The sequence below is a fragment of the Fluviicola taffensis DSM 16823 genome, from assembly GCF_943372375.1.
Classification (GTDB): domain Bacteria; phylum Bacteroidota; class Bacteroidia; order Flavobacteriales_D; family Crocinitomicaceae; genus Fluviicola; species Fluviicola taffensis_A.
Genome location: NZ_CALRYJ010000002.1, coordinates 1 through 26,632 on the forward strand (window position 1 = coordinate 1; position 26,632 = coordinate 26,632).

Annotated in this window: 25 protein-coding genes; 18 read left to right on the plus strand and 7 right to left on the minus strand. The window is 39.6% G+C overall.

Annotation, left to right across the window (positions count from 1 at the left end; genetic code table 11):
- The 5 genes from AAG807_RS03310 to AAG807_RS03330 form a co-directional block, all read right to left on the minus strand.
- Positions 1–4,721 (minus strand): choice-of-anchor Q domain-containing protein (locus tag AAG807_RS03310; protein ID WP_341900773.1); only part of this gene is annotated, 4,721 nt, incomplete at its 3' end.
- A gap of 364 nt (positions 4,722–5,085) precedes the next feature.
- Positions 5,086–5,481 (minus strand): endonuclease domain-containing protein, encoded by a 396-nt coding sequence (locus tag AAG807_RS03315; protein ID WP_341900774.1) that lies wholly within the window; start codon positions 5,479–5,481, stop codon positions 5,086–5,088.
- 366 nt (positions 5,482–5,847) lie between these two features.
- The gene (locus tag AAG807_RS03320) at positions 5,848–6,075 is read right to left on the minus strand and encodes a ferredoxin (RefSeq protein WP_341900776.1); all 228 of its coding nucleotides are present in this window, start codon (positions 6,073–6,075) and stop codon (positions 5,848–5,850) included.
- Positions 6,072–7,307, minus strand: coding sequence for a peptidase U32 family protein (locus tag AAG807_RS03325; protein WP_341900778.1), 1,236 nt, complete (start codon positions 7,305–7,307; stop codon positions 6,072–6,074). The genes AAG807_RS03320 and AAG807_RS03325 overlap by 4 nt, the downstream gene beginning before the upstream one ends.
- Positions 7,300–7,596 carry a chorismate mutase gene (locus AAG807_RS03330; protein ID WP_341900779.1) on the minus strand — a complete coding sequence of 99 codons (297 nt, stop codon included), beginning with the start codon at positions 7,594–7,596 and terminating at the stop codon, positions 7,300–7,302. Before AAG807_RS03330 ends, AAG807_RS03325 begins: the two co-directional genes overlap by 8 nt.
- A 732-nt stretch (positions 7,597–8,328) precedes the next feature.
- Here AAG807_RS03330 and AAG807_RS03335 point away from each other — a divergent pair.
- Positions 8,329–8,886, plus strand: coding sequence for a hypothetical protein (locus AAG807_RS03335; RefSeq protein WP_341900781.1), 558 nt, complete (start codon positions 8,329–8,331; stop codon positions 8,884–8,886).
- Between the two features lie 7 nt (positions 8,887–8,893).
- On the opposite strand, the gene AAG807_RS03340 is transcribed toward AAG807_RS03335, so the two are convergent.
- Together AAG807_RS03340 and AAG807_RS03345 are read right to left on the minus strand one after the other, a co-directional pair.
- The gene (locus AAG807_RS03340; RefSeq protein ID WP_341900783.1) at positions 8,894–9,472 is read right to left on the minus strand and encodes a hypothetical protein; all 579 of its coding nucleotides are present in this window, start codon (positions 9,470–9,472) and stop codon (positions 8,894–8,896) included.
- Positions 9,473–9,652: 180 nt separating this feature from the next.
- Positions 9,653–10,291 carry a JAB domain-containing protein gene (locus AAG807_RS03345; RefSeq protein ID WP_341900785.1) on the minus strand — a complete coding sequence of 213 codons (639 nt, stop codon included), beginning with the start codon at positions 10,289–10,291 and terminating at the stop codon, positions 9,653–9,655.
- Between the two features lie 165 nt (positions 10,292–10,456).
- Between AAG807_RS03345 and AAG807_RS03350 the strand changes: the two genes are divergently transcribed.
- The 17 genes from AAG807_RS03350 to AAG807_RS03430 all read left to right on the plus strand — a co-directional run bounded on the left by AAG807_RS03350 (position 10,457) and on the right by AAG807_RS03430 (position 26,598).
- Entirely contained in the window at positions 10,457–11,482 is a 1,026-nt protein-coding gene (locus tag AAG807_RS03350) for a hypothetical protein (RefSeq protein WP_341900787.1), read from the plus strand.
- A 50-nt stretch (positions 11,483–11,532) separates the two neighbouring features.
- A complete protein-coding gene (locus AAG807_RS03355) occupies positions 11,533–12,063 on the plus strand; it encodes a hypothetical protein (RefSeq protein WP_341900789.1) in 531 nt (176 codons plus the stop codon).
- A gap of 73 nt (positions 12,064–12,136) precedes the next feature.
- On the plus strand, positions 12,137–13,855 hold the full coding sequence (locus AAG807_RS03360; protein WP_341900791.1) for a hypothetical protein: 1,719 nt from the start codon (positions 12,137–12,139) through the stop codon (positions 13,853–13,855).
- The gene (locus tag AAG807_RS03365) at positions 13,845–15,332 is read left to right on the plus strand and encodes a hypothetical protein (protein WP_341900793.1); all 1,488 of its coding nucleotides are present in this window, start codon (positions 13,845–13,847) and stop codon (positions 15,330–15,332) included. Before AAG807_RS03360 ends, AAG807_RS03365 begins: the two co-directional genes overlap by 11 nt.
- A gap of 152 nt (positions 15,333–15,484) precedes the next feature.
- On the plus strand, positions 15,485–15,745 hold the full coding sequence (locus AAG807_RS03370; protein WP_341900795.1) for a hypothetical protein: 261 nt from the start codon (positions 15,485–15,487) through the stop codon (positions 15,743–15,745).
- Between the two features lie 125 nt (positions 15,746–15,870).
- Positions 15,871–16,560: a hypothetical protein gene (locus AAG807_RS03375; protein WP_341900797.1), complete on the plus strand. Its 690-nt coding sequence runs from the start codon at positions 15,871–15,873 to the stop codon at positions 16,558–16,560.
- Positions 16,561–16,874: 314 nt separating this feature from the next.
- Positions 16,875–18,131 carry a hypothetical protein gene (locus AAG807_RS03380; RefSeq protein WP_341900798.1) on the plus strand — a complete coding sequence of 419 codons (1,257 nt, stop codon included), beginning with the start codon at positions 16,875–16,877 and terminating at the stop codon, positions 18,129–18,131.
- A gap of 94 nt (positions 18,132–18,225) precedes the next feature.
- The gene (locus AAG807_RS03385) at positions 18,226–19,101 is read left to right on the plus strand and encodes a trypsin-like peptidase domain-containing protein (protein WP_341900800.1); all 876 of its coding nucleotides are present in this window, start codon (positions 18,226–18,228) and stop codon (positions 19,099–19,101) included.
- Between the two features lie 25 nt (positions 19,102–19,126).
- Positions 19,127–19,981 carry a hypothetical protein gene (locus AAG807_RS03390; protein WP_341900802.1) on the plus strand — a complete coding sequence of 285 codons (855 nt, stop codon included), beginning with the start codon at positions 19,127–19,129 and terminating at the stop codon, positions 19,979–19,981.
- Positions 19,982–20,143: 162 nt separating this feature from the next.
- Positions 20,144–20,710 carry a hypothetical protein gene (locus tag AAG807_RS03395; protein WP_341900803.1) on the plus strand — a complete coding sequence of 189 codons (567 nt, stop codon included), beginning with the start codon at positions 20,144–20,146 and terminating at the stop codon, positions 20,708–20,710.
- Positions 20,711–20,783: 73 nt separating this feature from the next.
- The gene (locus AAG807_RS03400) at positions 20,784–21,347 is read left to right on the plus strand and encodes a hypothetical protein (RefSeq protein ID WP_341900805.1); all 564 of its coding nucleotides are present in this window, start codon (positions 20,784–20,786) and stop codon (positions 21,345–21,347) included.
- A gap of 57 nt (positions 21,348–21,404) precedes the next feature.
- Positions 21,405–22,058 (plus strand): hypothetical protein, encoded by a 654-nt coding sequence (locus AAG807_RS03405; protein ID WP_341900807.1) that lies wholly within the window; start codon positions 21,405–21,407, stop codon positions 22,056–22,058.
- Entirely contained in the window at positions 22,048–22,830 is a 783-nt protein-coding gene (locus AAG807_RS03410) for an ATP-binding protein (RefSeq protein WP_341900810.1), read from the plus strand. The genes AAG807_RS03405 and AAG807_RS03410 overlap by 11 nt, the downstream gene beginning before the upstream one ends.
- Positions 22,817–23,443 (plus strand): response regulator transcription factor, encoded by a 627-nt coding sequence (locus tag AAG807_RS03415; protein WP_341900812.1) that lies wholly within the window; start codon positions 22,817–22,819, stop codon positions 23,441–23,443. Before AAG807_RS03410 ends, AAG807_RS03415 begins: the two co-directional genes overlap by 14 nt.
- 124 nt (positions 23,444–23,567) lie before the next feature.
- Positions 23,568–23,969, plus strand: a complete 402-nt coding sequence (locus tag AAG807_RS03420; RefSeq protein WP_341900813.1) for a DUF202 domain-containing protein — start codon at positions 23,568–23,570, stop codon at positions 23,967–23,969.
- Between the two features lie 569 nt (positions 23,970–24,538).
- Positions 24,539–25,207 carry a response regulator transcription factor gene (locus tag AAG807_RS03425; protein WP_341900815.1) on the plus strand — a complete coding sequence of 223 codons (669 nt, stop codon included), beginning with the start codon at positions 24,539–24,541 and terminating at the stop codon, positions 25,205–25,207.
- Positions 25,208–25,242: 35 nt separating this feature from the next.
- Positions 25,243–26,598 (plus strand): ATP-binding protein, encoded by a 1,356-nt coding sequence (locus tag AAG807_RS03430; protein ID WP_341900817.1) that lies wholly within the window; start codon positions 25,243–25,245, stop codon positions 26,596–26,598.
- Positions 26,599–26,632 lie beyond the last annotated feature (34 nt).

Genomic DNA, 26,632 nt, shown 5'->3' on the forward strand with positions numbered 1-26,632 from the left:
CATCCGGCAGCGTTTGTTCCTGTCCAAGTATATGCACCGGAAGTAGAATAAGTTGTTCCATGCCATGTGTAAGATCCACATTCCGTTTCAGAAAGGGTAGAAGTCGACGGTTGAGTGATTGTCAGGTTCAAAGTAACGATTGAATCACATCCGGCAGCGTTTGTTCCTGTCCAGTTATAAGCACCGGAAGTAGTATAAGTTGTTCCGTGCCAGTTATAAGAACTACATGCTGATGATGAAACAGTAGACGTTGTCGGTTGTTTGATAGTCAAATTCAAAGTAACAATTGAATCACATCCAACAGCGTTTGTTCCTGTCCAGTTATAAGCACCTGAAGTGGTGTACGTTGTTCCATGCCAATTGTAAGTACTACATGCTGATGCTGAAACAGTAGACGTTGTCGGTTGTTTGATAATCAAATTCAAAGTAACGATTGAATCACATCCGGCAGCATTTGTTCCTGTCCAGTTATAAGCACCTGAAGTAGTATAAGTTGTTCCGTGCCAGTTGTAAGAACTACATGCTGAAGCTGAAACGGTAGACGTTGTTGGTTGTTTGATAATCAAATTCAAAGTAACGATTGAATCGCATCCGGCAGCGTTCGTTCCTGTCCAGTTATAAGCACCGGAAGTAGTATAAGTTGTTCCATGCCAGTTGTACGAATTACAAGCTGAAGCAGAAACGGTTGATGTTGTCGGTTGTTTGATAATCAAATTCAAAGTAACAATTGAATCACAACCCGCAGCATTCGTTCCTGTCCAGTTATAAGCACCGGAAGTGGTGTACGTTGTTCCATGCCAGTTGTAAGAACTACATGCTGATGCTGAAACAGTAGACGTTGTCGGTTGTTTGATAATCAAATTCAAAGTAACAATTGAATCGCATCCGGCAGCGTTCGTTCCTGTCCAAGTATAAGCACCGGAAGCAGTATAAGTTGTTCCGTGCCAGTTGTAAGAACTACAAGCCGAAGCTGAAATAGTTGATGTTGTCGGTTGTTTGATAATCAAATTCAATGTAACGATTGAATCACATCCAAGAGCGTTCGTTCCTGTCCAAGTATAAGCACCGGAAGTAGTATAAGTTGTTCCGTGCCAGTTATAAGAACTACATGCTGAAGCTGAAACGGTAGACGTTGTCGGTTGTTTGATAATCAAATTCAAAGTAACAATTGAATCGCAACCAACGGCGTTCGTTCCTGTCCAAGTGTATGCACCGGAAGTAGTATAAGTTGTTCCATGCCAGTTGTAAGAACTACATGCTGAAGCTGAAACGGTAGACGTTGTCGGTTGTTTGATAATCAGGTTCAGTGTTTCTGTTAAAACACAGCCCGATGCATTTGTTCCTGTCCAGATGTATGTTCCGCTTGCTGAATAAACAGTTCCGTGCCAGTTGTAAGTACCACATGCTGCAATGGAAGTACTTGAGCTTGTTGCGTAATTGATCGTTAAGTTCAAAGTTACTGCCGAATCACATCCCGCGGCGTTCGTTCCGTGCCAAACATAAGCCCCTGAAGTAGTATAAGTTGTTCCGTGCCAGGTATAACTGTCGCAAGCTGTTGCAGAAAGGGTTGACGTTGTCGGTTGGTTGATTGTTAAGTTCAAAGTTACCGCCGAATCACATCCCGCAGCATTTGTTCCGTGCCAAATATAAGCTCCGCTGGTAGTATAAGTCGTTCCATGCCAGTTGTAAGAACTGCATGCTGATGCTGAAACCGTAGATGTTGTCGGTTGTTTGATGGTTAAGTTCAGAGTTACCACTGAATCGCAACCAGCCGCATTCGTTCCCGTCCAGATGTATGTTCCGCTGGAAGTATATGTTGTTCCATGCCAGTTATAGCTGGTACAGGCACTTGTTGTAACAGTAGAAGTTGTTGGCTGTTTAATTGTCAAATTCAATGTTGCTGTAGAGTCACATCCTGCTGTATTCGTCCCGTTCCAGGTATACGTTCCGGAAGTGGTATACGCAGTTCCGTTCCAGGTGTAACTGTTACAAACGGCAATCGTCGTATTGGAATTGCTTGGGGAGCTTAATGTCAGGCTCAGGGTAATGATACTGTCACAACCCGAAACATTCAATAAAGTGTCTTTGTAAACACCCGCAGTGGTCAAAGTCATTCCGTTGAAGGAGTATGAACCACCCGGACAAATTAAAGCTGTAATAGAAGTTTGGTTGATGCACGGATCTAGCTCGTAAGCGCCGATATCAATAGTCGTATTCAAAATTCGTGGATTTCCGTCCAAATCAAGTGTTACTCCGGCAGGAATGTACGTGTTGTTTCCGTGGTTGATAGCAATGGAGTTTGCTGCTACGTGGAAATCATTTGCTGCTGTATCCGCAAAGAAAGGAGGGAGGTTGTAGTTCGTTGCTCCGTTCGGGAAGTACTGGATAATACAATTGAAAGGCAGATAGGAAGCCTGTCCGAAGTAATTATCCGTTGACTCGTTGTAGTAAACAATCGAATTGTAAAGGCTTTTGTTGGAATTGTTGTAAACTCCCGCACCTTTATCGTCTGCACTGCTGGTACTGGTAGATGTATTCTCGGCAACAGTAAGGCTAGACATGGTTGATGTTCCGGTATTGTAGATCCCACCCCCGTATGCTTTGCCAGGACTTTTTACACCGTTTCCTGTAATCAGGCAGTTGGAAATAAATCCACTGGCAGCCGTGTAAGCTCCACCTCCGTAAACGTCTCCTTTAAGTGATCGTGCCTGATTATTCTGGATCTTTGTCTGAAAAATATGACCGGCGCTCGAAAAATAGATTCCTCCTCCTGAATTGGCAGGAGCATTCGGGTTAGCAATGTATGACAGGTTATTGGAAATGGTACATCCGTCTACATGAACCTGATAAGCAGTGTACGTATTTTCAATCGAAACACCACCTCCTTTGGTAGCACTGTTGTTGATATTCGAATAAGCCGCTGAGTAGGTAGTGTTCCCGGTAAATTCACAGTTCAGTAATTTTGAAGGTCCGGTTGAAGGTGCGGATGAGAATTCGGAACAGAAACCGCCTCCTTTAGTTAATCCCTGAACGGAATAGCCGGTATACAGTGCATTCGCATTTGCCTGGTTGTTGTTATTGTAAAAGGAAGAGTTTCGTACATTAAAATAAGTAGTTGTATAGATTCCGCCTCCATAAGCAATGGCATGCTGTGCATTGTAGGTATAATAATTCTCCACGTCGTAATTCATCGTGCAATTCAGTACGTTATTATTAAACGTACAATTGTCCACATCGAGTACGCTTCCTGCGGAAATTCCTCCTCCGTATCCTGCGGCCTGTGCAGCTGAGGTAGTGGTGTTATTGTTAGCGGTAACTGTGATGTGGTTGTTGCTGAAGTCAGAACCGGTAATTGTTAAGGGGACGTTTCCGTGTAATCCCGCTCCTCTTCCGGTGACAGTGTATTTAGCGGAAAGAATGGAGTTGTTTGAAAATTCGCAGTTGTTGATTTCAAAGGGCAGCGAACCGGAAGCACCTCCGAGATAGGCTCCTGCACCTGTATTCGTTTGTCCGTTATTCAGTGCATTGTAGTTGAATTGGGAATTGGAAATGATTGCTTTTTTGGTTTGGGAGGTGTAAATTCCTCCACCGTAGGTATTCATCCCTCCGGTAACCGTGTTTGTAAGGAACTCGCAGTTTGCAATGCGCAGCGTATCTCCGAAGAAATAAGCCCCACCTGCGTAAGCTTCACCATAGGTAGAGTTGGCTGCAGCTGCCAGGCAGGAGTTGTTATTGAATTTGGATCCGCTTACTGAAAGTGTATTCGCAGTAGTACCGTAGCAGTAGAATCCGCCACCTTGGGCATAAGTACTCAAAGATCCGTTCTTAGTAATCGTATTGTTGGTGATCTCTGTGTTGGTTAACGTTACGTTGGAAACACCGGTGCGCTTCAAACAAACACCACCCCCGTAAACATCCCCGTATCCGCCAGATGCAACGGTATTATTGGTAATAAAGCTGTTCGAAATCTGAACAGAAACCGAATTGCAATAAACCCCACCACCTCCGAGGAAAGCGGAGGAATTGTAGTAGACAGTTGCTTCCACCAGGTTATTGTTGCGAATAACGGAATTCGTTAAAGTCAATGCGCCGCTGTTATCAATATACAGTCCTGCACCGGAACCACCTGTAGCTCCTTCGGAAAGGCATTTGTTGTCGGAAATGATCAGATTGCTCAACTGGACGGTTCCACTGTTCTGGATAAAGATCCCTGCACCTTTCGCACGCACTACACCGGCACGTGAATTACCGCCAACGATCTTGATCCCGTCGATGAAAACGGAAGTTGAGTTCCCAACAAGATACATGACCCGGTAAGCATTGTCTGAATTATTTCCAAGTACACCGATATCTCCGGAAAGAATGGTTTCATTGGTTCGGTTTGCCCCCGAAGCGTTGGGAGTAAGACCCACACGCTGGCTGAGGTTTGTTTCCGTACCGGCAAAATTCCCGTAAAGCTTCACATTGTCGCCCAACACAAAGCTGTTGTTCGGGTCATTCGCATCGGAAGTATAATAGGTTCCGGCAGCCACCCAGATCTCGTCGCCACTCGCCGCAAAAGCAAGCGCCCATTCCAGACTGGTGTATGCATTGGTCCACGAAGTACCATTATTGGCACCTGTGGCATTTTGTTTTACGTAGATCCGTGCCGCAAATGCATTGGTGCAACTAACAGCGAGGCATAAAACCAAAAAAAAATTGATAAAGGATGAATGTTTCATCAGGCAGAAAGGATTTTAATTTAAAAAAAGTGCAAAAGTACAATTCTCACGGGGAAAAGAGCGCCAATCAGCTCCGAAATAATCCCATGGATGAGTTGTTTTAGTCAGTAAGATGTTTTGTTTCATCGCGCTTTTAATCGAACTTCTGTTGTTTATAATACTGCAAAAGTACACCATCCAAAGCACCTGAAACCTAAGAAAACGGGTTGGATTGGTATTAGAGGGGATTCAATTGAAATTCGCCAGGAGATAACAAGTATTCGTTTTTTAGGATCTGCAATAAAGAGGATCTTAGGTCCTCTCCCCTTGAGGGGAGATCAAGAGGGGTGGCATTGAGAATTGATAGGAGGGTGGCGGTGGCGGTTTATGAATCATAACCAGAATCCTTATTTCTCAAAGCATAAATCACATGCCTTACCCGTTCTGAGACTACGTCCAAATTTTGGATCACATCTCCTTCTGTAAATCGAATCAAGGTATATCCAAGAGAAACGAGTTTATCTTCCCGGTAACGGTCGTAATCTCCTTTATTCCAGTGCGAGTTACCATCGATTTCAATAATTAACCCGATTTCAGGAGCAAAGAAATCAACGATGAAATTGGTTATGGGTCTTTGGCGCAAAAATCGTTCTCCGGTTTGTTTTCTGGAAAGCAATCCTTTCCACATGTATTTTTCCGCTTTCGAAACCGTTTCCGTTCTTAACTCACGGGCATACTCTTTCAGTTTGGGGTTGTAGTGATTGTGGCTAAATTTTTTCATGATTTAATTTAACCAAAAAAAGAAAGACCTGCAATAGCTTTCGATCATTTTGCCACCTCCCTTAGTCCCTCCTCAAGGAGGGAGACGAGAATCCACTTCTCCACTCAAGAATAGAAGTACTTTTTGATAGCAAAAAAGAGGATCTTAAGTCCTCTCTCCGCCGCGGCGGAAGATCGAGAGGGGTGGCATTGAGGATCGATAGGAGGTGGAAGGTCGCATAGAGGCGTCTACACAGGCCACCTCCCTTAGTCCCTCCTCAAGGAGGGAGACGAGAATCCACTTCTACACTCAAGAATAGAAGTACTAGTTGATAGCAAGAAAGAGGATAGAGGAAGAGCGATTCACAATTCATTCAACTGGAAACACTCACAACGAATGATACCGGATGATGTTGACAGGACAGTTCCTTACAGCTTTTTCGATGGCCGGCTCTTCATCGTCTTCCACTGCCACAGAAAACCATCCTTTTTTCTCCGTACCGCCAACCAATGTGCATTTCCCGTCCTTTTTGGAAATCCTCCACCGGTATTTATCGGCTTCCACGCAGGCATTACAACCAATGCATTTGTGTCTGTGCTGCAGAATACGAATCATACAACCGGTACCAGTTTGTATAATTTATCCGATGGACGGATTTTTTCAGCGATGGGGAACGTGATAGTTGTTCCGCGCTTCACAAATTCCACAGGCTGGTCGTCTGCACGCATTTCAGTCATCACAGTTTCGATCACGCCAGTAGTTGGGCCGGTGATAATCAGCTCATCTCCCAATTCCACTCCCTGTGCTTCAATCAGAAACTCACAGATTCCGGCAGTCTCGTAATACTTCATGCCTTTCCCGATGTATACTTTGCGTTTGGTAGCTTTCGATCCGGCTTCGTCACTCCATTCTCCCATGGTGCGCCCCAGGTAGTAACCGTCCCAGAAACCGCGATTAAAGACGGTACTCAAACGTTCTTTCCAGTCCTGCACCTTTTCAGCAGAGAAACTCCCATCTTCATACGCATCAATGGCTTCGCGATAGCATCTGGTTGTCGTGTATACATAGTCGGCACTTCTGCCTCTTCCTTCGATTTTCAGTACGGAAACACCGGCGGCAATAACTTTGTCCAGGAAATCAATGGTGCACAAATCTTTGGCCGACATGATATATTCGTTGTCGATCTCCAGTTCAATTCCATCTTCCTTCGTGGTGACAATGTAGCTGTGGCGACAATTCTGAACACATGCCCCCCGATTTGCAGAAGAGAAATGCGTGTGCAGGCTCAGGTAACATTTTCCCGAAACTGCCATGCACAAAGCTCCGTGACCGAATACTTCCGTGCGGATCAGGTTTCCGGAAGGTCCGGTGATATTGCGGCGTTTGATTTCTTTGTTGATACTTTCCACTTGCAGCAAGCTCAATTCGCGAGACATCACTATCACATCGGCATAGTCCGCAAAGAACTCCACGGTATCGATGTTTGTAATATTGGTCTGTGTGGAAATATGAATCGTCACACCCGTTTTGCGCGCGTAATTCATCACAGCCAGGTCCGAAGCAATAATCGCTGTGATTCCGGCTTCGGCAGATGCATCCACGATCCGTTTCATTAATGACACGTCATGATCGTACACAATGGTATTGAGCGTCAGATAACTCTTTAATCCGTTTTCCTTACAGATGCGGGCAATTTCAGGTAAATCTTCCAGCGTGAAATTATGTGTGGATTTGGTGCGCATGTTTAATTGCTCCACTCCGAAATAAACCGAATCGGCACCTGCTTTTACGGCCGCCATCAACGATTCGTATGACCCTGCCGGGGCCATCAATTCCATTTTACTCATCAGTTGTTGTATGTTGTTGTATGTCTATTGAAAATCGATGAATGCATTCAAAAACCTGTGACACCAAATCGGGATGCACGCAGCTGGCAACCGCCAATTTCCGGCGCTCCAAACAATGCTTGTTCCAAATTTCCGGCTGTTCGAAAGAAATGCCAGAGCGCTGTTTGATAGCTCCTATTTCACAGGCAATGCGCTGACGTTCCGAAAGCAATCGAATAAACTCCGCATCCAGTTTTTGCAGTTCTGTTCTGAGATTTTCAAGTTCCAAGAGACAAATATTCTCATTCAAGGTGCAAATTTTGCAAAAAGAAATTCTGAAAAAGTATGATTTTGGTCATGAATGCGGTCCGTTTTAAGGGAAATACATAACAAGAAAGAGAATCTTAGGTTCTCTCTCCGCCGCGGCGGAAGATCGAGAGGGGTGGCATTGAGGATCGATAGGAGGTGGTAGCTATATCAATCAAAGAACTTCTATCTCTGCTTCCAATCCTTCACCACCTGATTCATCTCCTGCATGATCTTCCTACTTTTTGTCGAGGCCCAAAAAGTAGGCAAAAATGCCTTTGCCCGCTCACCCTTCAAGCAGCTTTCCCGTTCGGGCCGATTAACGGAAAGGAGGGATCAGGATCCGAAATACTATTCCAAAGTGTTTACAACGACTTTGGAATAGTACTTTCCTGAATCGGCAGCCGAACCGGAAAGCCTTATGCTTCGATCGAACATTAACTGGTTAAATGGCAAATTGTGCATCTAACTGAGAACTGAGAATCCGTGATCGGGCGGATGGTTTTCCGCTGTGTCGATCCGCTAAGCCAAGGATCGATTTTCTTTCCGAAATTGATTTGGTAAAGAGAGAGATTAAAATTCCCCCTTTGGAGGGGGATGCAAGGGGGAGGATGGCCTTCAGATTTTATTTCGAAGATCTTACTCCCCAACCTCCTTCACCACCTGATTCATCTCCCGAATGAAAAATTCAATTTTCGTTGAAAAGTGCTTATTTTCGTTCAAGAATTGGCTACTAATGGGATTGTTAGAAAATATGGAGTTCAAAGTGAGAGATACGAAGGTGCTTTTTAGTGCATTGACATCTCTTTTCAATTTGTGCAAGGAAGAACTTCCTGATTCATTGGAGAATTGGTTGATTGAGGATTTCGGTGGTTTCCTATCAAAGGGAAAATGGAGAATTCACAACACTTACAATGGAGGTATTCTATTTCTGCGAGAACCCGAAACAATTGTGGAAATAAGATTGGAATTTTCATCTGAATTAAAAACTGCCCTGGCAATAGTGGAATTTGACACTGAAATCAGAAACAAACGAAATACGAAGTACAAACCTAATGCCGGAAAAACAGAACAGGCAGAGTGGAATTTAGAAGATGTTTTTACCCACTTCACATACTATCCACAAAAAGTACAGATTTATTTGATTTCTGCGCTAGCGAAAATCGGAAAGGAAATTTGTGAAAAACAGAATAAGGAATCGTGGTATATGAAATATACGAGTGATTTTCAGATAAAGGCAATACTCAATGGTGAAGTTGTCGACTGTTACGATGTTTTAAACTTTGCGGATTAGTTTATACTCACGGATACTCATACCCAAAAGCCATGGCTTCCAGTTGATCGTTCCGGAATTGATACGTGGCAAAATACACCAGATCTTGCACGATCAGGTACTTCAACGTAACGGTGTTGGCAGTACTGTCCTTTACGATGTAACACGATCCCAGCTTTCCGGTAAGTTCTTTCCTGCTGATTCCCAAACGGATCCCTTTTTCAGTGACAAAGTCCGAAGTCTTCATTTTCGGGTAGGGTTGGTTGCCATTGGGAGCATAATAAACCCGGAACACACTTACCTGGTTTAGGTAGTCACCGGCAAAGACCGTTAAGGCTAACATTTGTTTCCGGTTTCCGGAGTAGAACAGGTGCGTGGAATCGCCCGTTAGTTTGGTGTCTTTCCCTAATACCTGCTCTGTGCTTGCAGCATTTCGCAGTTCGATTCCCGAAAGCGTATGGTCCGGGGAAGAAAACACACATCCGGTCTTTTGGAGTGCCTGCATTTTTTCAGCTTCCTCCCGCAGCTCCTTATCGGGTTCAGGAACCCAATCCGAGCAGCTTGCAACGAAAGAGGCGGTGAGTAAGAGAAAGAAAAGGTGTTTCATGTTGGCGGGGTTTTATGTCAATTAAAGCGGATATCAAGCCACCCTCCTCGGTCTTTCCCTTCGGTCTTCGAAAGCAGTGCTTTCTCTTCTCAAGGGAGGAGGATTAGATCTCCCTCCTTGAGGAGGGATTAAGGGAGGTGGCCTATCGCCCGGAGGCGCAGAGGATCTCAGCTATCTACTTTAGATCAAATCCTTCACCACCTTATTCATCTCCCGAACTGTCAATCCTGTTGCTTTTCGGATTTCTTCCGTTGATAAGGTATTCAGAGCAAGTAATCTCTTAGCTGTTTCTTTATTAGCTTCTTTGGACGCTTTCTCTCGTTCATTCTCCAAACGCCATTTCTCCAAATCAGCTCGTTCGCGTTCTACAATCCGGTAAACGCCATTGTTTTTCAATTCTTCGATCATCCCTGCTTCGTTGAAACCGAAATATTCCTTCTCAGAAATAATCAAATGATCAATCACATCGATTTCAATGATTTCACCAGCCTTCAACAAGCGGTCGGTTGTTTTCAAATCTTCTTCGCTGGGCTTAATAGCGCCGGAAGGGTGATTGTGAATGAAAATAACTTTCGGCGCATTTTTATAGATAGCCATTCGGAACACCTGCGGAGCTTTGATATGCACCCGATTGTCATTGCCCAATGCCAACAATTCAATGAACAAAATCTTGTTTGCTTTGTCTAAACCTACTATCCAAAAGTGTTCCTGATCTCTACCAATCCTGTTTTCACGCAATAGAATCTGCTGCATGATGCTGTACACATCATCCGAATTGGCAATTTTTATCTTCTGATCTTTGGTTAACCGAACGTTCATGGAATAAATTTAAGCAAATAGTTTTGTTTGGATAAAGGTAGGAGAAATTTGGATTTGAAAATAGGTGGAAAATTGTGGTTTACCACATAGAGATATGTGGTAAATACGGTTGGTAAAGTGCTTGACAAATAAGTATGTTTGCCTTCTACTTATAAATTAACCTTAATGTCAAGACAACTTTTCCTAGAAATAAAAACGTTTTCAATTAGATATAGGGGTAAACGTGATCTACTGCTGTTAAATGAAGTAGGAAGGCGTTTATTTGGATTGACTGAAAAAAAGATTACCAATAAATTACTTTTAAACGGTTTTAAGACTTTTGTTGAAAATTCATTTAATACAGCCAAATCATCACCAGAAGAAGATTTTGTTTCAAATTTGTACAAAACAAAAAAATATAGATTTGATCTATTAGAAGTCGACGTGAAAAATTCATGTGTATATGGAATTTTTGTTGGGGGTAATACAGGTGAAGAGGGAAACTTTAATAAACGAGCTGGTAAAAAATATGTCAAAACACCTTTGGGCCCAGAAGATTTTACAGATAGCCCATTTTTCTTTATGATACATTTCCCAGTTAACTCAGATACAGGAGTAGTAATGATACAAAAGTATAACGATAAATCACTAAACTCTGAATTTCAAGCACTGATTAGACAATTTTTTCATTTGGAAGGATTTAATTTGACTTATAAAATTTTCATGTCAGATAAACAAAAAGCAATTCTTAAGAAAGGATCCTTTGTTGATAAAATTACAATTGTTCAAAATAAAGCGAATAAAAAGTTAAATGAAAAACTATTATTCTTAGCAGATGATAAGCAATACAAAATTAAAATTGAAATTTCAGAGATTGATGTTCCAATTGTTGATTTTGCGAAAAGTATCGTGCGGAAGAAAGAACATGACATAGAAGAATACCTGAGTGAATTTCCTGATTTGGTTGAGTTTGGTATTGATGCAGATAAATCAACAATTAAGGCTCACGTAACAGGAGAAAACGCTCAAGGAAACCCAAGGTTTAAAGATATGGGAAGTTATTTGGAAAAAATGATTCCAAAAATTGAATTAAATGCTGTGAATAAAATAAAAATTGAAAATGGTAAATACAATTACCAGGCACTCTATGAAGACTTTATTCAGGTTTTAGATAATGATATTATTAAAACTTTAGAAGGAGAGGAAGAATGATCTCTAACAAATTACATATAATTGAAATATGGCAAAATGGCGAGAAATCTTTGGGAAAGAAAAAGATTGGGATTAATACTTCTTTCTCAATTGTGTCGATTTTAATGTCTCTTTTTGGGTTTCGTGTATCAAACAATTATTTAGATGTAATTATTAGTTCTTTAGCAATTTTTACCGGATTCTATTTTACCCTAATAGTCTATGTTACAGATAAAACAGTTCACAAAATAAATGAAGTTGAAAGGAACCCTGAAAATGAGGAAGTGGTTTCAAAACTTCTGATTCGCTTTCTTGATAAATATAAAAGGTTTTCTAAAAGTTTAATTTCACAAATTAGTTTTTCAATTGTAATCGCTGTTTTCCTAATATTTGTAAGTTTTTTAACTCAAACTTTGACTTGTGAATGTCAAAAAGTAATGATCAAAGAAGTAGAGATATTTCCTCAAATGATTTATCAAATATTTATTACATCGATATTTCTTTTTCTATCATGTAAATTAGTACACATGATATTGCTCATTATTAGTAACATGCAAGCATTTTTCTTCCAAGAATTTGATCAATCTAATAAAGTTTTGTAGTTGAATTATTTCGAAAATATATGGAGGGATTTAGCAAAAGATTTGTTTGTGAAATTCAAGGACATAAAAAGTAATGGAAAATAACCAACTTAAGGATGAGATTTTGGATGAAATTCAAGACGTTTTGAGTCTTGATAGAATTGTAAAGCCATCATATGATGTAGATCTATTTATTAGATTAATAAAATTTCCTGTCGATGAGCCTGATATAAAGGGGATAGAAACAAGAATGTTAAACGCTCTAGAGAAAATATTAATTAAACCACTAGATCGATTAAATAAAAATTCATTTTTCCCTGAGGTTGCAAAATTCGAGCCTTATTTAAGGAAACTTATATATCTTATCAATCCTAATAAATTTCGCGAATTTCAAAACACCAGAGACGGATTAGCAGCGCTAATTTCTTTTTTAAATTTGAATCCAAACAATATCAATTACACTTTAAATTCAGTACCGGTTCATAAATCAGCAAATTTTTCAGAACACTTATTACTTACATATAATTTGAGGAATATTGAAAGTCATAATTGTCAGAATTATAGTCATTACAGATTGTACAGAGAGTTGAGAAGTGTATTAATTATGTGTGTCTTTGCTGTTTCAAAAAACAGAGAAGCTTTAAAAAGAATATTGCTGAAAGAATCTTATAATGACTATTTAAATACAGAAATCAATAAAGTAAAGAACATTAAAAAGATTTTTATTCATATAGAAGGAAAAGAAACTTTAGCGAACATAAATCTATATGCAAGAGAGATACTTGACACAACCATTTTGGAAAACCAAGAACTGGAAATTGAACATGAAGCTAGAGAGGGTACTGTTGAATACTTGAAGGAGACAATAGCTGAGAGAAAAATGATAGTACTTGGAGAAGTCGGAATGGGAAAAACTACATCATTATTATACCTCCACCTTCAAGATTGTGAACATTGCTTAATTAATCCTGACCAAAAATCAGTTCCAGTGTATATAGAGTTAAAAAACTTAATTAATAATGAATCGATTATAGATAAAATAGTTAAGAAAATTGGAGTTTCTGAAGAGTTTTTAGTAGATGAGTTAAAAAAAGGAAAATTTAATATTTATCTAGATGGGTTAAATGAGATTGAAAAGAATTCTAAATCTAATGCATTTGCTCAAATCAGAAGTATGATTGCTGATTATCCTAAAAACTTGTTTATAATATCAAGTCGACCACAAGATTATAACGGACAATTTAACTCATCGACCTTTGGCAAATCGATTCCAGTTTTTATTCTACAGTATATGAAAGATTCGCAAATGAAAGAATATTTGCAGAAAAATTGTCCTTCAAAAAAAGAATATATCTGGACAAAAATTAATCAGAATATCCGCTTAAAGCAAATAGTAAATACTCCACTAATGCTTACAATGTTAGTGAGTGTGGTTCTTAAAGAGGGTGGAATTCCAGACGATAAAGGGAAAATACTTAGGTCATTTATGGTGTCTCTCTATGATAGGGAGACTAAACAAGAATCTTTATTTAATTCAGAAGAATTTCATTTATTGCTTTGTTATTTGGGGTTTCATACAAGAGATCTCACAGGAACAAATTCCGGATTGGATAAACATCAATACATTATTCCAATCCTTCAAGAACAAAAGAATAATTTTGGTTTAGATACCAATCTAATTGAATTCATTAAAAAAGCACTGGATCTCAATATAATGGTTTCAGATATGGATCAGCTAAGTTTTACTCATGAAATATATCAAGAGTATTATGCCGCGGAATTTTTACATAATATAAAGTCCGGTGGGAAATAAAAAAACGGATATTAATATTGGTGATTTCAGTTCAGATGAAAAGTGGCGTGAGGTTTTAATTCTCTACTCGGGTCTCATAGATTCAGAGGAATCTAAAAGTGAGTTCATTGAAAAAATCAAAACGAAAGATCCCGTTTTAGCAGCAAAGTGTTTAACCTCAGACTGGAAAAACAAGTATTCTATTGAAGAGGATTTAATTGAAGAAGCTAAAAGAAATTTGCCACTTATTTACTTGAATAATGGTCGGGAACTTGGAGAAAGGGCATATCTTACACTATTGGAATTAGGAAGGATAAATGAACTTTTGGATATTATCAAGAATCCTCCAGTCGATTTAATATCATTAATAAAAAGTAATATTCCAAGAATTCTCGATATTTCTAAAAATAATTTGAAAGAAATTATAAATGAATTACTTGAGAGAAATCCTGGTTATTTTCTTCGTCAAGTGTTTGATTATTTATCGGAAATATCTGAACAAAAGAATTTATTAATTGAAATTTTCTATAAATATTCTAATAGACATGATGTTAAGTATAAACACTTGTTTTCAATCGTTAAACTTTTTGGAACAGATTATAAATTTGAAATAGATAAAAATCTTCAAATTCAATTTGTAAAACATATACGTCAGTACAATGATTTATTATTTGTTCAAAGATCAGTTTCTTTTAGCTTAAAGTTTCGTGAAATATTCGAGATTATTTCCAAAGAAGCAATAAATCCAAGTGTTGGATTTTTAATGCTAGATCTTTTTAAAAGTAATTCCATACTTAGAAAAGCTATTTTAGATACTTATCTTAAGGATATAGGAAATTCTAATAAGATTAATGACAAAGCCTTGGCAATGCTTTTATACATTTACTTTTATCCAGATTCTAATAGTAATAGACTGAGTTTTTTACGTAATCGAAAATATGTAGTTAGCCAAATTCAAACTAAAGATGGGTTCTATGGTATCTTTATGAAAATAGTTGATGAATTACAAACAATTAATGATTTATCAAAAGCTAAGGCAATTATAGGGAAAAAGTTCAAGGTTGTCATTCAAAGTGAGTGGATGTATCACTATTACATAAAGTTGAATAATCTTAAAATTACTTTAGTATTACCTAAATCAGAAGTGGAAAAACCACTTTTGGAAGGTGCAAAATGTGATATAGTTATAACTTATTTTGATGAGAAAAATGAGATATTATTTTGTTCATCGAAACAATATAAAAAAACAAAAGGCTCATATGCAATTGATCTAGATGATTTGAAAGTTGCACGAATTGGTGATAAATTGAAAGCAAAAATAGTTAAGGTTAATGGAAAGATTAATTGTAAAGTTTTGGGAATCGGAAAAAAGGCTCAGGTTAAGATTTTGAATCCGGATTTCTTCTATAAAGAATATACTAATCTATATCATATTACTGTTGTCGGTATTAACAATTTTAATAAATTGAATGTCCGGGTAGAAAGACCAGTCAAATAAAACCTCCCCAAGTTAGTGCGAGCATCTTGCTCGTACTGTCCAATTTATTACATCTCCAATCATCAGGAACCCATCTCAAACTAATTCAAACGCATCTGAAAATAAAACAATCCAATCTCCAACCGAATATTTCACATCTCAAACCCAATGTATTGAATCTGAAACGAAATGAATGCAATCTCAAATCCAATGAATTGAATCTGATGCAAAATGTATTCAATCTTAAATCCAATCTATTCCAACTTGTCCCGACTTTTCGGGATCTGAAACGAAATGTATTGGATCTAAAACCCAATGAATTGAATCGCAATCCAAATGTATTGCAACTCGAACCCAATGTATCGCAACTTGTCCCGACTTTTCGGGATTTGAAACGAAATGGAACGAAACTCTTCGTTCATTTAAAACCTTAGTTTGAAAATCAATAGCGACACTTTGCTAAACAAAACCGGCGAATTAACTTCTGTTAACGACTGACTTACAATAATTTGGCACGCTTTTTCATTATCTCCAGTATAACCTTTTAAATCGGGAAATCATGAAAAGATCCACCGCAAACAAACTGAACATGTACGAGAGTGTACATGCAGTACTCACAGATCACCAAAGCAGCTGGCAAACCGTTCCGGCATTCGCAAGCGCAGTAACCACCTTTGAAACCAAACTGAATTTACTTCGTGCACGACTGGTGGAACAGTTGGGTGCTACAACCGGAGTATCGATGGAGAAAAACCTCCGCACGGAAGACCTGCGCAAGCGGATGTTGGTTATGCAGAATGCCTTGTTCCTGCTAGGTCGCGCATCCAACGAGTTGCAACTACAGGAACGAAATCATTTGAGTAAAAGCGATCTGATCCATATGAAGCTGAACGAATTCGCTGCACGTTGCACAGAACTGAAGGGAGATTTGACAACTTACGGCACGCAGCTGGCAGCATACGGAATCACCCAGCAAGCCATCGATGAGCTCATTCCGCTCTTGTCGGGGATCGATGAATTGAATAACAGTACCCGCAAAGCAATCATCAAGCGGAAAAGTATCACCAAAGCCATTGCCGATCTGGAGCAGGAGTTGAACGAACTGCTCCGCGTAGAACTAGATCGTCTGATCCTGGTGTTCAGGGAATCGGAACCGCCATTCTATCAATCCTTCGAAAGCGCGAGGATTACGATTAATTATGGGGGAGGAGGCACCAGGCCTCAGGGTACGGATCCCTTAAGTCCGTGACCGGTAAGATAAATGAAAGAAGTCCTGATAGTATTGTCAGGACTTTTCTTTTTTCTCTGCGTTCTTTGCAACTTTGCGGTTCAATTAGCCGGATTTTTCACCGCCAAGGACGCAGAGACGCAAAGGTAAGTCCCCTGTTTTTTTAGCTCATCCGCAGCTATCCGCCTTGTACTCTTTTTGGCGTGTCTAATTTAAAATACCCCTTTCACACACGGCGAATCCCCCCTAAGAGCGATTGATGGTTTAGTATGGATGGGGCACCTTTGTTTTCATAAATCATTCATTAGAATACTCACGCTAAAAACAAGATTGCTATGAAAACATCTAATATATTAAAAGACATCATCTTTTTATCGTTTTTTACATTATCCACTATCTATGTAAACGCTCAGCAGATCATAGGTAAGATCTATGATCAAGTCAATAATCAAACCTGTACATTGTATGATAATGGTCTTTTAGTTGTTGACCAAAATCCGAGCAATAGAGGTTTTGTTCAAAGAGATCCATCTGGATTTATGTATTTACGCGTTCCTGCAATCAATCCTTTGATCAATGCATATTTTATCGATTGGAACGGTAGATTTATAGAGATTGACAAGTATAGAGGTACAAGAATTCTAGGCACTTATCAGGGGTACATTCCACCGAATCCTGCACCGATTTTTAGAGTGCCTGATTATAATCCCAATGTTGGAATTGAAATTAAGAGTGGGGTATTTGCGCCATTACCAAATGAAATTGTAAATATGGATGCCCCTTTCGGTGATTTAATGATTGCAAATGAAACACAGGCTCAAAAGTGCTACAATAATGCATGGTCACCTACCACAGGGCTAGATAAAGAAAAATTCACTCTTTGCATGGTTGAAACTATGGCGGGAAATAAAGAGCTGGAAATTTTCAATTGCATTAGAAATTCCAAAACACCTGAAGAACAAGTTCTCTGTATGTTTAGCATTCTTGGAGGCTCAAAAGAAAAAGAAATTGCAGCAAAAATTTCGGAATGCTACAATCAATATGGTACAGATTGGAGCCGATATCCTTTGTGCATGTCTTCTGCAATTAATGATCCCACGATTTCGAAAATATTAGCCTGTATGGAACAGCAAAGTAAAACAGGTCAGGTGACATTTATGGGTACGGCATTGTGTTACGGAGTACAAAATTTCGATCTCAATCCGGAAGTACAAATTATGATCGAATGTGCAGTGGCTTCCGGCGGTGAACCATATACGTTTGCCGGTTGTGCAGGAGGGCAACTACTAACGAGAGAACTAGACAAGTGTTTTACCTATGGAATTGGAGGAAGCAATGGTTGCTTTGGAAAGAACAACGATATCATTAAAGGATTAAAAGCTGTTGGAGATGCCTTAAATGTTGAATTCGGACCAAATAACGATTTAACTAAAACCTGGAATAATACGGTTAATGATCTGGTCAACGGTCCGGGAGAAAATCATGAAGTTGTAAAGGCAATCAGAAATGTAAGCAATGAAGTGGAAAAGGCAAGTAAGAATGTCAGCAGGGAAATTAAAAAAGTTGTGCCAAAAATTAAGATTACATGGTAAAACAACCGGTGGCTGCTAGCACGGTAATGTCAATAGTAAGAATCAGAATTTAATAAAATAGAAATCAGTTAAGAATTCACTAAATAATGAAATCATGAAAACAATTGAATATCAGCGAAGAAATGAAGCTATGGCAAATGACTCGTTAAGGGAATTTGAGAACAGCTTTACATTACCTCCGGAAACCTGGGGCGGAATTTCAAATGAAACCCAAGAATCCATTTCGGAGCAGTGGTTAGAAAATGCTTCGATGGATCAAACGGAAAATCACATTGAGGAAAGCCTGGAATTGGCGAGAAGTCTTTGCGGCAGAGATGAACGCCAGCGTGTAGATCCGACGATTTATCCTCATCGATTTATCTGTCGCCTGATCATTACTGCTAAAAATGGGATGCAGTATTTTGGTTCCGGATTTTTCATTTCACCGCGATGTATTATTACCAGCGGTCATTGTGTGCATTTTGACCCGATTGACGGAGGGAGAAATTACGATTGGGCACGGAGTATCCAGGTTATTCCCGGAGCAGATGGCGAAATTGCACCTTTCGGTTCACAAATAAGTACCACATTCCGAACGGTAAGTGGTTGGGCTGTTGATCGTGATTCCAACTTTGATCATGGAGCAATTATTCTTCCGGATGAAACCTTGTATCAGCGAGTGAATGGATTTCTTGGAGTCAAAGAACTTACTGAAAGAGAAATCCTGATAAATGTGGGTTATCCTGCAGATAAAGGAGGAGATTTACGAGGTACTGCCTGGGGAACAATGGGACCTGTTTCTTATATCAATGATTACAAAATAGCATACATGTTGGATACCTATGGTGGAAACAGTGGAAGCCCTGTTTTTGTTCGAAACGGAGATACGGTTAGCGTAGTAGGAGTCCATGGATACGGGAGCTGCCCGAATCATTGTGTAAAAGTTCGGGACGCAGTATTACAGCGCTGGAACGAATGGACTCAGCTCTAAATTATTCATTTAAAATTTTATTATCATGAAAACAATTTCTACACTTATTGCAATTACCATGGTTTTTAATCTATTTTCCCAAACCAAAGTTTATGACAGCATTGGAAAAAAAAGATCTTATACAAAAGAGGATGTTGATCTGGAATTCTCAAAAAGTACAATTAAGATACCCAAAAAAAGTAAGGAGGAAGCTTTTGCAGCAATTGCGGCCGCTGTTCCAACTTTGATTGATTTGGGCTTCAAAATTGCTACAAACGTTTTGGAGTCACGGGTTAAAAAATTCTCAGGAGAATACCAGGTACAGAAAAGCTATTTGGAACCTGAATCTCGGGAAATACCGAATCTGATTTTCACACGCAAGGTAACAATAGGTAAACATAAAGATACCGTGGCATTGAAATTAACGTTCAAACCAAAATTAGTTGCTGATAGTACAGGCTTCGTATATTATATTGATTCTACTGAGCTTGGATATTCAAAGGCACGTTGGAAAAAAAGACACAATGGTTTGGATTACACCATTCAGATCATTCCTACTTTCCTTGTTGATAAAGAGATGAAATCTCAAGAATTGGCTCCGATAAGTCTAACTGGAATTGGGTTTGGAAAACATCCATTATCGGAATCAAAAAATGATTCACTTAAATATCGGACGACTTTTATTCCCATCCCAAAAGATGCTTTGTTCCTGAATGCGGGGATTAAAATTATTGAAGTCAACCCTGCAAAAATCAAAGCAGAGAAAATTCTGGAGATTTACAACAAGTACAAGGATGATGCGATAACAATCATCAATAAAATATTGCCAAAGGAGGAGAAAGAAGAAAAAGCTCCAGCTACAGGAAAGTCAAGCGACCCGAATCAACCGCAAGGAAACTAAGGAGGGAAAACACCAACTAATTCCAAAGAACAAAAAGGCATAAAGTAGGCATCAACAGGTTTACAGCATCAATAACGTGAGTATGCTATTACTCACGTTATTTCAATCAACTTTGGCTAATATTCTCTTCAAAAGATCTTATTCACATTTAACTTAATTAGTATGAAAACAAAAATCACCATCGGTGTATTGACCGCAGCGGTTATAGCACTCAGTATCATTCTGTTCCGAACACTTTCAGAAAGAAAGGAGAAAGTAACTGAAACGAAAGAACTGGTCCAAATTGGAAGCAATGAAAAATCGGCAGATTCATTGGCTGAAAGTTCTTCCGCACAGCTAGACGAGAAATTAAGAAAAATACTCTGTGCTTCACTGTTGATCGCAAACGATGGAGAAGAGATCTCATCGCAAGTTGCTGCACGGGAAATCCAGGCGTTTGAAGATCTGTACGCAACAGATAACGTAAAGGCTTTTCACATGGGGTTGATTAAATTGGATGCTATGCTTACTAAAGCAAAACAGTATAACACTACGCAGGAAGGCACTCAAAATCCGATAATTGGTTTCCGGTTTTACAGGGCGATCTCAACACGGACCTTAGGCGGTGGACTTCAGATCAATAACAAATTTGACATGGTCATTTATCCGACGTTGAGCATAGATCAGGACCTGACATCGGGTCCAATCTACGGGCACACACGTCCATGCCCGAAATTGTGTACACAATAAGTTTTTAACATTTATCCCGATATCATTTAGAATATCTATTTTCAAAAACAATAGAAAACTTAAACTACAATTCATGAAAACAAAAAATTTAATAATCGGAGTCTTAACCGTTGCGGTAGTTGTGCTCAGCGTAATGCTTTATCAGGCACACAATGATAGGGGAGAATCCTCACACAAATCGGCTCAGTTGGATCAAAAAGAATCAAATTTCTTTTGTGTAGAAAATCTAGACCCGAATGATGGAAGACCCATAACGCTTAGAGATGCGAGAGCGGCGGTAAATGAATTTGGAAGGCTTTATCCGGGCGACTCTGTAAAAGCATTTCATGTCGGTTTGAAAACCATGCATGCGATGATGGATAGTATTCAGCTTTATAATCAACAACCGGGGGTAACTGATCCTATTACAGGAATTCGATTCTACCGTGGAATAACCACACGTAATTTTACCAGTTCAACAGGAATGACCATGCCGGTCAAAAACAAGCATGATCTGGTCATTGTTCCAACTTTATTATCCGGTTATGACCTTCATGTTGTTCTTGACCCTGATCCATTGTTTAGAAGAAACGTTCCGATCTATTCGTATACGCGTCCCTGCCCTAAATTGTGTGGTTCTAAGTATATTACGAAATAGCAATAAAAGAAACCCTTTAGTGGGTTTCTTTCTGCTTGAAAATGATATATTTACCATGTGACGCTCCGGGAACTAACGATACTGCTTGCCGATTGGTCAGATTACCTGGTCATTCCTGTTGCTGCACTGTCGTTAGTTACGATTCAAAGAAATAGCTATTTCAAGATCCTGAGTGGGTACCTGTTCATCCTGGCGCCTTTAACCATCGCTACGACAATTACTGCAGATTATCAAATCCCCAATTATTACCTCTATCATCTCATCGGATTGGTGGAACTGGTCTTCACTTTTTTGTTGTACCGAAGTTTGGGATTAAAGAAGAGCTGGGATGTGGTTTTCGGAATTGTCTTGACAGCGTATTTGGCAGATTCGATTTACCTGTTTACAAATGGGAGGGAAGAGATCAACAGTCTGGGATTGTCCCTTTGTATGTTGTTTATGATTGCATTGGGGTTCAATTTTATCTGGAAGCTCTACCAGGAAGAGAAAGTGGAATACCTGGGTTTCTACCCGTATTTTTATATCAGCGGCGGATTGACGGTTTTTGCATCAGGAGCCTTTTTCGGTTACCTGCTCATTGCCCGGATGTCGGATGAAATTATCCCTGCGGAGAATTTTTATTATTCGTGGTTGATTATTTCGGGCTTTACTTATATTAAATTCATTTTGATCGTGTTAGGAATTTTTGTGGAAAGAAAGTATGCAAAGTGATTTGACCATTGTATTGATTGGGACAACAGCCATGGTTTTGGTAGTCGTTAGCCTGTTTGTGTTCACCTTTCTCTATCAGCGTAAAATGAGAAGGCGGCGGAATGAACTGCGCGAAATTGAAAAACTCCTGAAGGCAGAGGAACTACATGCGGCTTATGCTTTGTTGGAAGGACAGGACAAGGAACGCGAACGCATTGCTCAGGATCTGCATGATCGATTAGGAGGGCAGCTCTCCACCGTTCAGATTTACCTGGATTTACTGGAGAAAAGCCAGATCACACCCGAGCAGGAAGAATTGCTGGTGATCTTGCAGCGGGAAATGAATACGTCCATTCAGGAAATGAGAGCCATTGCCCATAACCTGGGAAACTCCACACTCAATTACTACGGATTGAGCAAAGCATTGGAGCATTTGTGTCAGGTGATCCACGATTCGAAAAAGATTGAAATGGAATGCTATATCACCCTGGAAAGTAACCTTTCACAGGAACTGGCGAAAGATGTGTATCAGATGATCCAGGAATTGATCACGAATACCCTGCGTTATGCACATGCTTCCAGGATCCGTTTGGAAGTAACCGGAATTCAGGAAGAGTTGACCATCATTTATGAAGACAATGGGGTTGGTTTTGATCCGGATCAACTTTCTTTGGGAATGGGGTTGAAAAGTATCCAAACCCGCTGTCAAAAACACAATGGAACCTTTCATATGGAATCCTTAAATAAAGGTGCTACATTTATTATCGAAATACCACTCCATGGAGAAGCCTAAAACCAATATCCTGATTGCTGATGACCACTCTATTGTGGCGGGCGGAATTGCAGCTATTCTAAATACTGCCGATCATTTGAATGTGATAGGAATTGTGGATAACGGACAAAAAGTACTGGAAAGAGCGGCGGAAACTTCCATTGATCTGGTCTTGCTGGATATCAATATGCCGGTGATGAATGGTATTGAATGTACCAAACAACTCAAAGCCCAATATCCTGCAATCAAAGTCATTATCATCACCATGTACAACCGCAAGCAATTCATTCGTGAGTTGTTTGAAGTAGGGGCAGATGGCTGTATCTTAAAAAGTAATTCGGGAAAGGAATTGTTAACCGCTATCGAGCGTGTCATTTCAGGAAAGACCTATTTCGATCAATTGAATGACTTTATTGATGCACCTAAAGAGTTTAAGGAATTCAGGCTAAGTGAACGGGAAATTGAAATCATTGAATTGATTGCAGAAGGATTTACCAGTAAAGAGATTGCAACCCGACTTTTTATTTCCGAACATACAGTGAAAACGCATCGAAAAAATATTTTCCAAAAGACGAATGTGAACGATTCGGATGAATTGATCAAATGGGCTATGAATAACAAATTAATTAGATGAGTCCGCCTAAGTTTTTCCAATACCACTCTCACTCTCATTCTCATTCTGTCCTTCTGTCATTTATGTAATATTTTTTATCAATCGTTTTTTATATTGTGGTTCATTTAGTCTAATTCACATCAGCATGAGCGATTCAGAAGTAAACAAGCAAGAGGTAGATAAACAAAAAGTCTCGGATCATCAGTCCAATGAACGAACACTGCTTGCCTGGGTGCGAACAAGTGTCGGTGTCATGGCTTTTGGATTTGTGGTGGTCGAATTCTCCCTTTTGACCAAACAGCTCAATCTATCACTTGAAGTAGAGATTCAGGGAAATAATTACGGATATTCCGGTCCGATCGGAATCGTGATTGTAGCAGTGGGCGCAATGAGTTCCCTGTTTGCCTTACTGCGTTATCATCGTGCCAAAAAGGAAATTGATTCGGGATCCTATCGGCACAATGCCATCCTGCTGAATATCACCGTTATCCTGATTTTCCTGATCAGTATTTTATTGTTGGTCTATTTGATCAAGATCAGTTCTTAGGTTTTAAATTTCCCGCTGTGCCTGATTTAATGGATGTTGATTGTTTCAGAAAAGTCAGGTTCAATCCTTCGCGTTCTTCGCTTCCCTGTCTGCCGACAGGCAGGTTTGCGGTTCAATTAGCCGGATTTTTCACCGCTAAGGACGCAGAGGCGCAAAGGGTGTGAAGAAAAGGTAAGAGCTTCAGCATAAGCGTTGTGGGAAACATACATGTGGGAATGATGTAAATTTTTTAGAGGAAATTGTAACCCGGTTGATTCATCCCTTTTTACCTTAGAGGTAGATTAAAAATAGTCATTTAGCGACTAGGTTGGTAGTTTTCAGTTTAAGTTTAAAGGGGAACATTCGTTTCCCTTTTTTTATGCTCCTCCCGAAAGTAATGGCAATCATTTTCTCCAGATGCTATTATAAACGTCAAACACAAGAAACATTCATCTGCGTAATCCGCGTAATCCGCGGGAGAAAAAAAGTGTCCGCCGCTGTGGACGCTTCCATGCTATTTGGGATGATTCTTAAGTGAACTTTAAGAATCGGTTGACCTATGGCACTACTTTTTTTTCAATCTTTGCATTATGAGGATATTAATCGTTGAAGATGAGGTCGGTATTGCCAATTTTTTGAAACAAGGATTGGAGGAAGAGTACTTCGCGGTTGATATCTGTCATTCGGGTGATGAAGGGTTGCGATTGGCGCTCTCAGGAGAATACGATTTATTGCTATTGGACTGGATGCTTCCGGGGAAAAGTGGGATTGAGATTTGTGCTGAGTTTCGAAAGCAATTCAAATTGGTTCCCATTATTTTCCTGACAGCGAAAGATACGCTCAAAGAAACCATTTTCGGCTTGCAAAACGGAGCCAATGATTACATCAAAAAGCCCTTTCATTTTGAAGAGTTATTGGAGCGCATTCGTGTACAATTGCGTCCGAAATCCGGTGAGGCAAACGTCTTGACACTTGGTCCGATTGAAATGAATCTGTCTGCACATACCGTTTCAAAGAACAATCAGGAAATTTCACTGACGCAGAAGGAATTCGCCCTCCTGGAAATGCTCGTTCGAAACAAGGGAATCGTGTGTACCCGAACCCGAATTATTGAAAGTGTTTGGGACATTCATTTTGATTACAACACAGGAGTCATCGATGTGTATATCAATGCGCTGCGCAAAAAACTCCAATTAACGGAAGACGAACAGTATATTCAAACAATCCGGGGAGTCGGATACATTGCCAAAGAACAATGAATTTCAGTTTTAGAAAAAGAATAGCCACTCATTTTATGTTGGCAACGGCGCTGATTATCTTGCTGGTATTCGGAACAGTTTACCTTATTGTTCAGCAAAGTGTTTACAATAACCTGGATTGGGACTTGTCGTTTGAGGCCAATAAGCATTTATCGGAAGTAGATATTATCGGAGACTCGGTGCATTTTATCAATATGAATGAAATGAAAGAGCTGGAACATCGAGAGATCCAAGTGAACCCCGTATTTATCCAGATTGTTGGCACGGATGGGCATGTTTACGACAAATCACCGAATCTGAAAGAGCAGCATTTAATTTTTAGAAAAAACCATACAAATGAAGACCATTTCAATGCTGAATTGGTCAACCGGAATATCCGGCAAGTGCAGATTCCAATTAGAAGAGGAGGAGTTATAAGAGGTTATATTGTGGCTGCCATGTCTTTGGAGGCTTCATTGATGGTGCTCAAAAACCTGGGAACAATTTTGTTTGTTCTGTTTCCGATTGTTTTGCTGGGATTGTTTTTTATCACCTCTTTTTTGGCTGGAAGAAGTATTATTCCGGTAGTAGCAATTAGTGAGACAACCAACCGGATTACCAGAAATAATTTAAATGAACGCGTAAACCTTCCCAATAGCCGGGATGAATTGTATGATTTATCGAGTTCAATCAATAGTTTGTTGGATCGTATTCAGGATGCAATGCATCGGGAGCAACAGTTCACTTCTGATGCGTCGCATGAATTGAGAACCCCCTTGTCTGTATTGCGCGGAACGCTTGAGGTTCTGATTCGAAAACCGCGTGCACAGGAAGAATACGAAGCTAAAATTCAATATAGCTTATTGGAAATCGACCGAATGGCAAATATCATTGATCAATTGTTGGAAATTGCGCGTTTTGATTCGAATCCGGAACTCAACTCCAGATCTTCCATTGCTATTGACTCGCTGCTGACTGAAATTCTGGCACACAGAAATCCGGATATCTTTTCAAAGGGATTACACATAGGGATTGATAATCAATGCAATGAATCCATTTTTATTCACCATTTTCACGGGCGTTTGATTCTGGATAATATTCTTGGAAATGCGATTAAATATTCTTCTACCGGTGGACAGATCGGGATCCGCATTTTTTTAGATGAAAAAGGTGTTTGCTGTGAAATAAGCGATGGAGGAATCGGAATTCGTCAGGAGGATTTGATACAACTATTTAATCCGTTTTTCCGCTCCGATGCATTAAATCATAAAGAGATCAAAGGAACCGGTTTAGGTTTATCGATTGCGCAGAAAGCCGCCGAATCAATTGGTGCAAGTATTTCCATTTCCAGTGAATTAGGGAAAGGAACTTTGGTAACCATTCATTTTAAGGAAATCTTAAGAAACATCTAAGGAAAAGCTTAGAAGGACCTTTTACTTTTGAGGA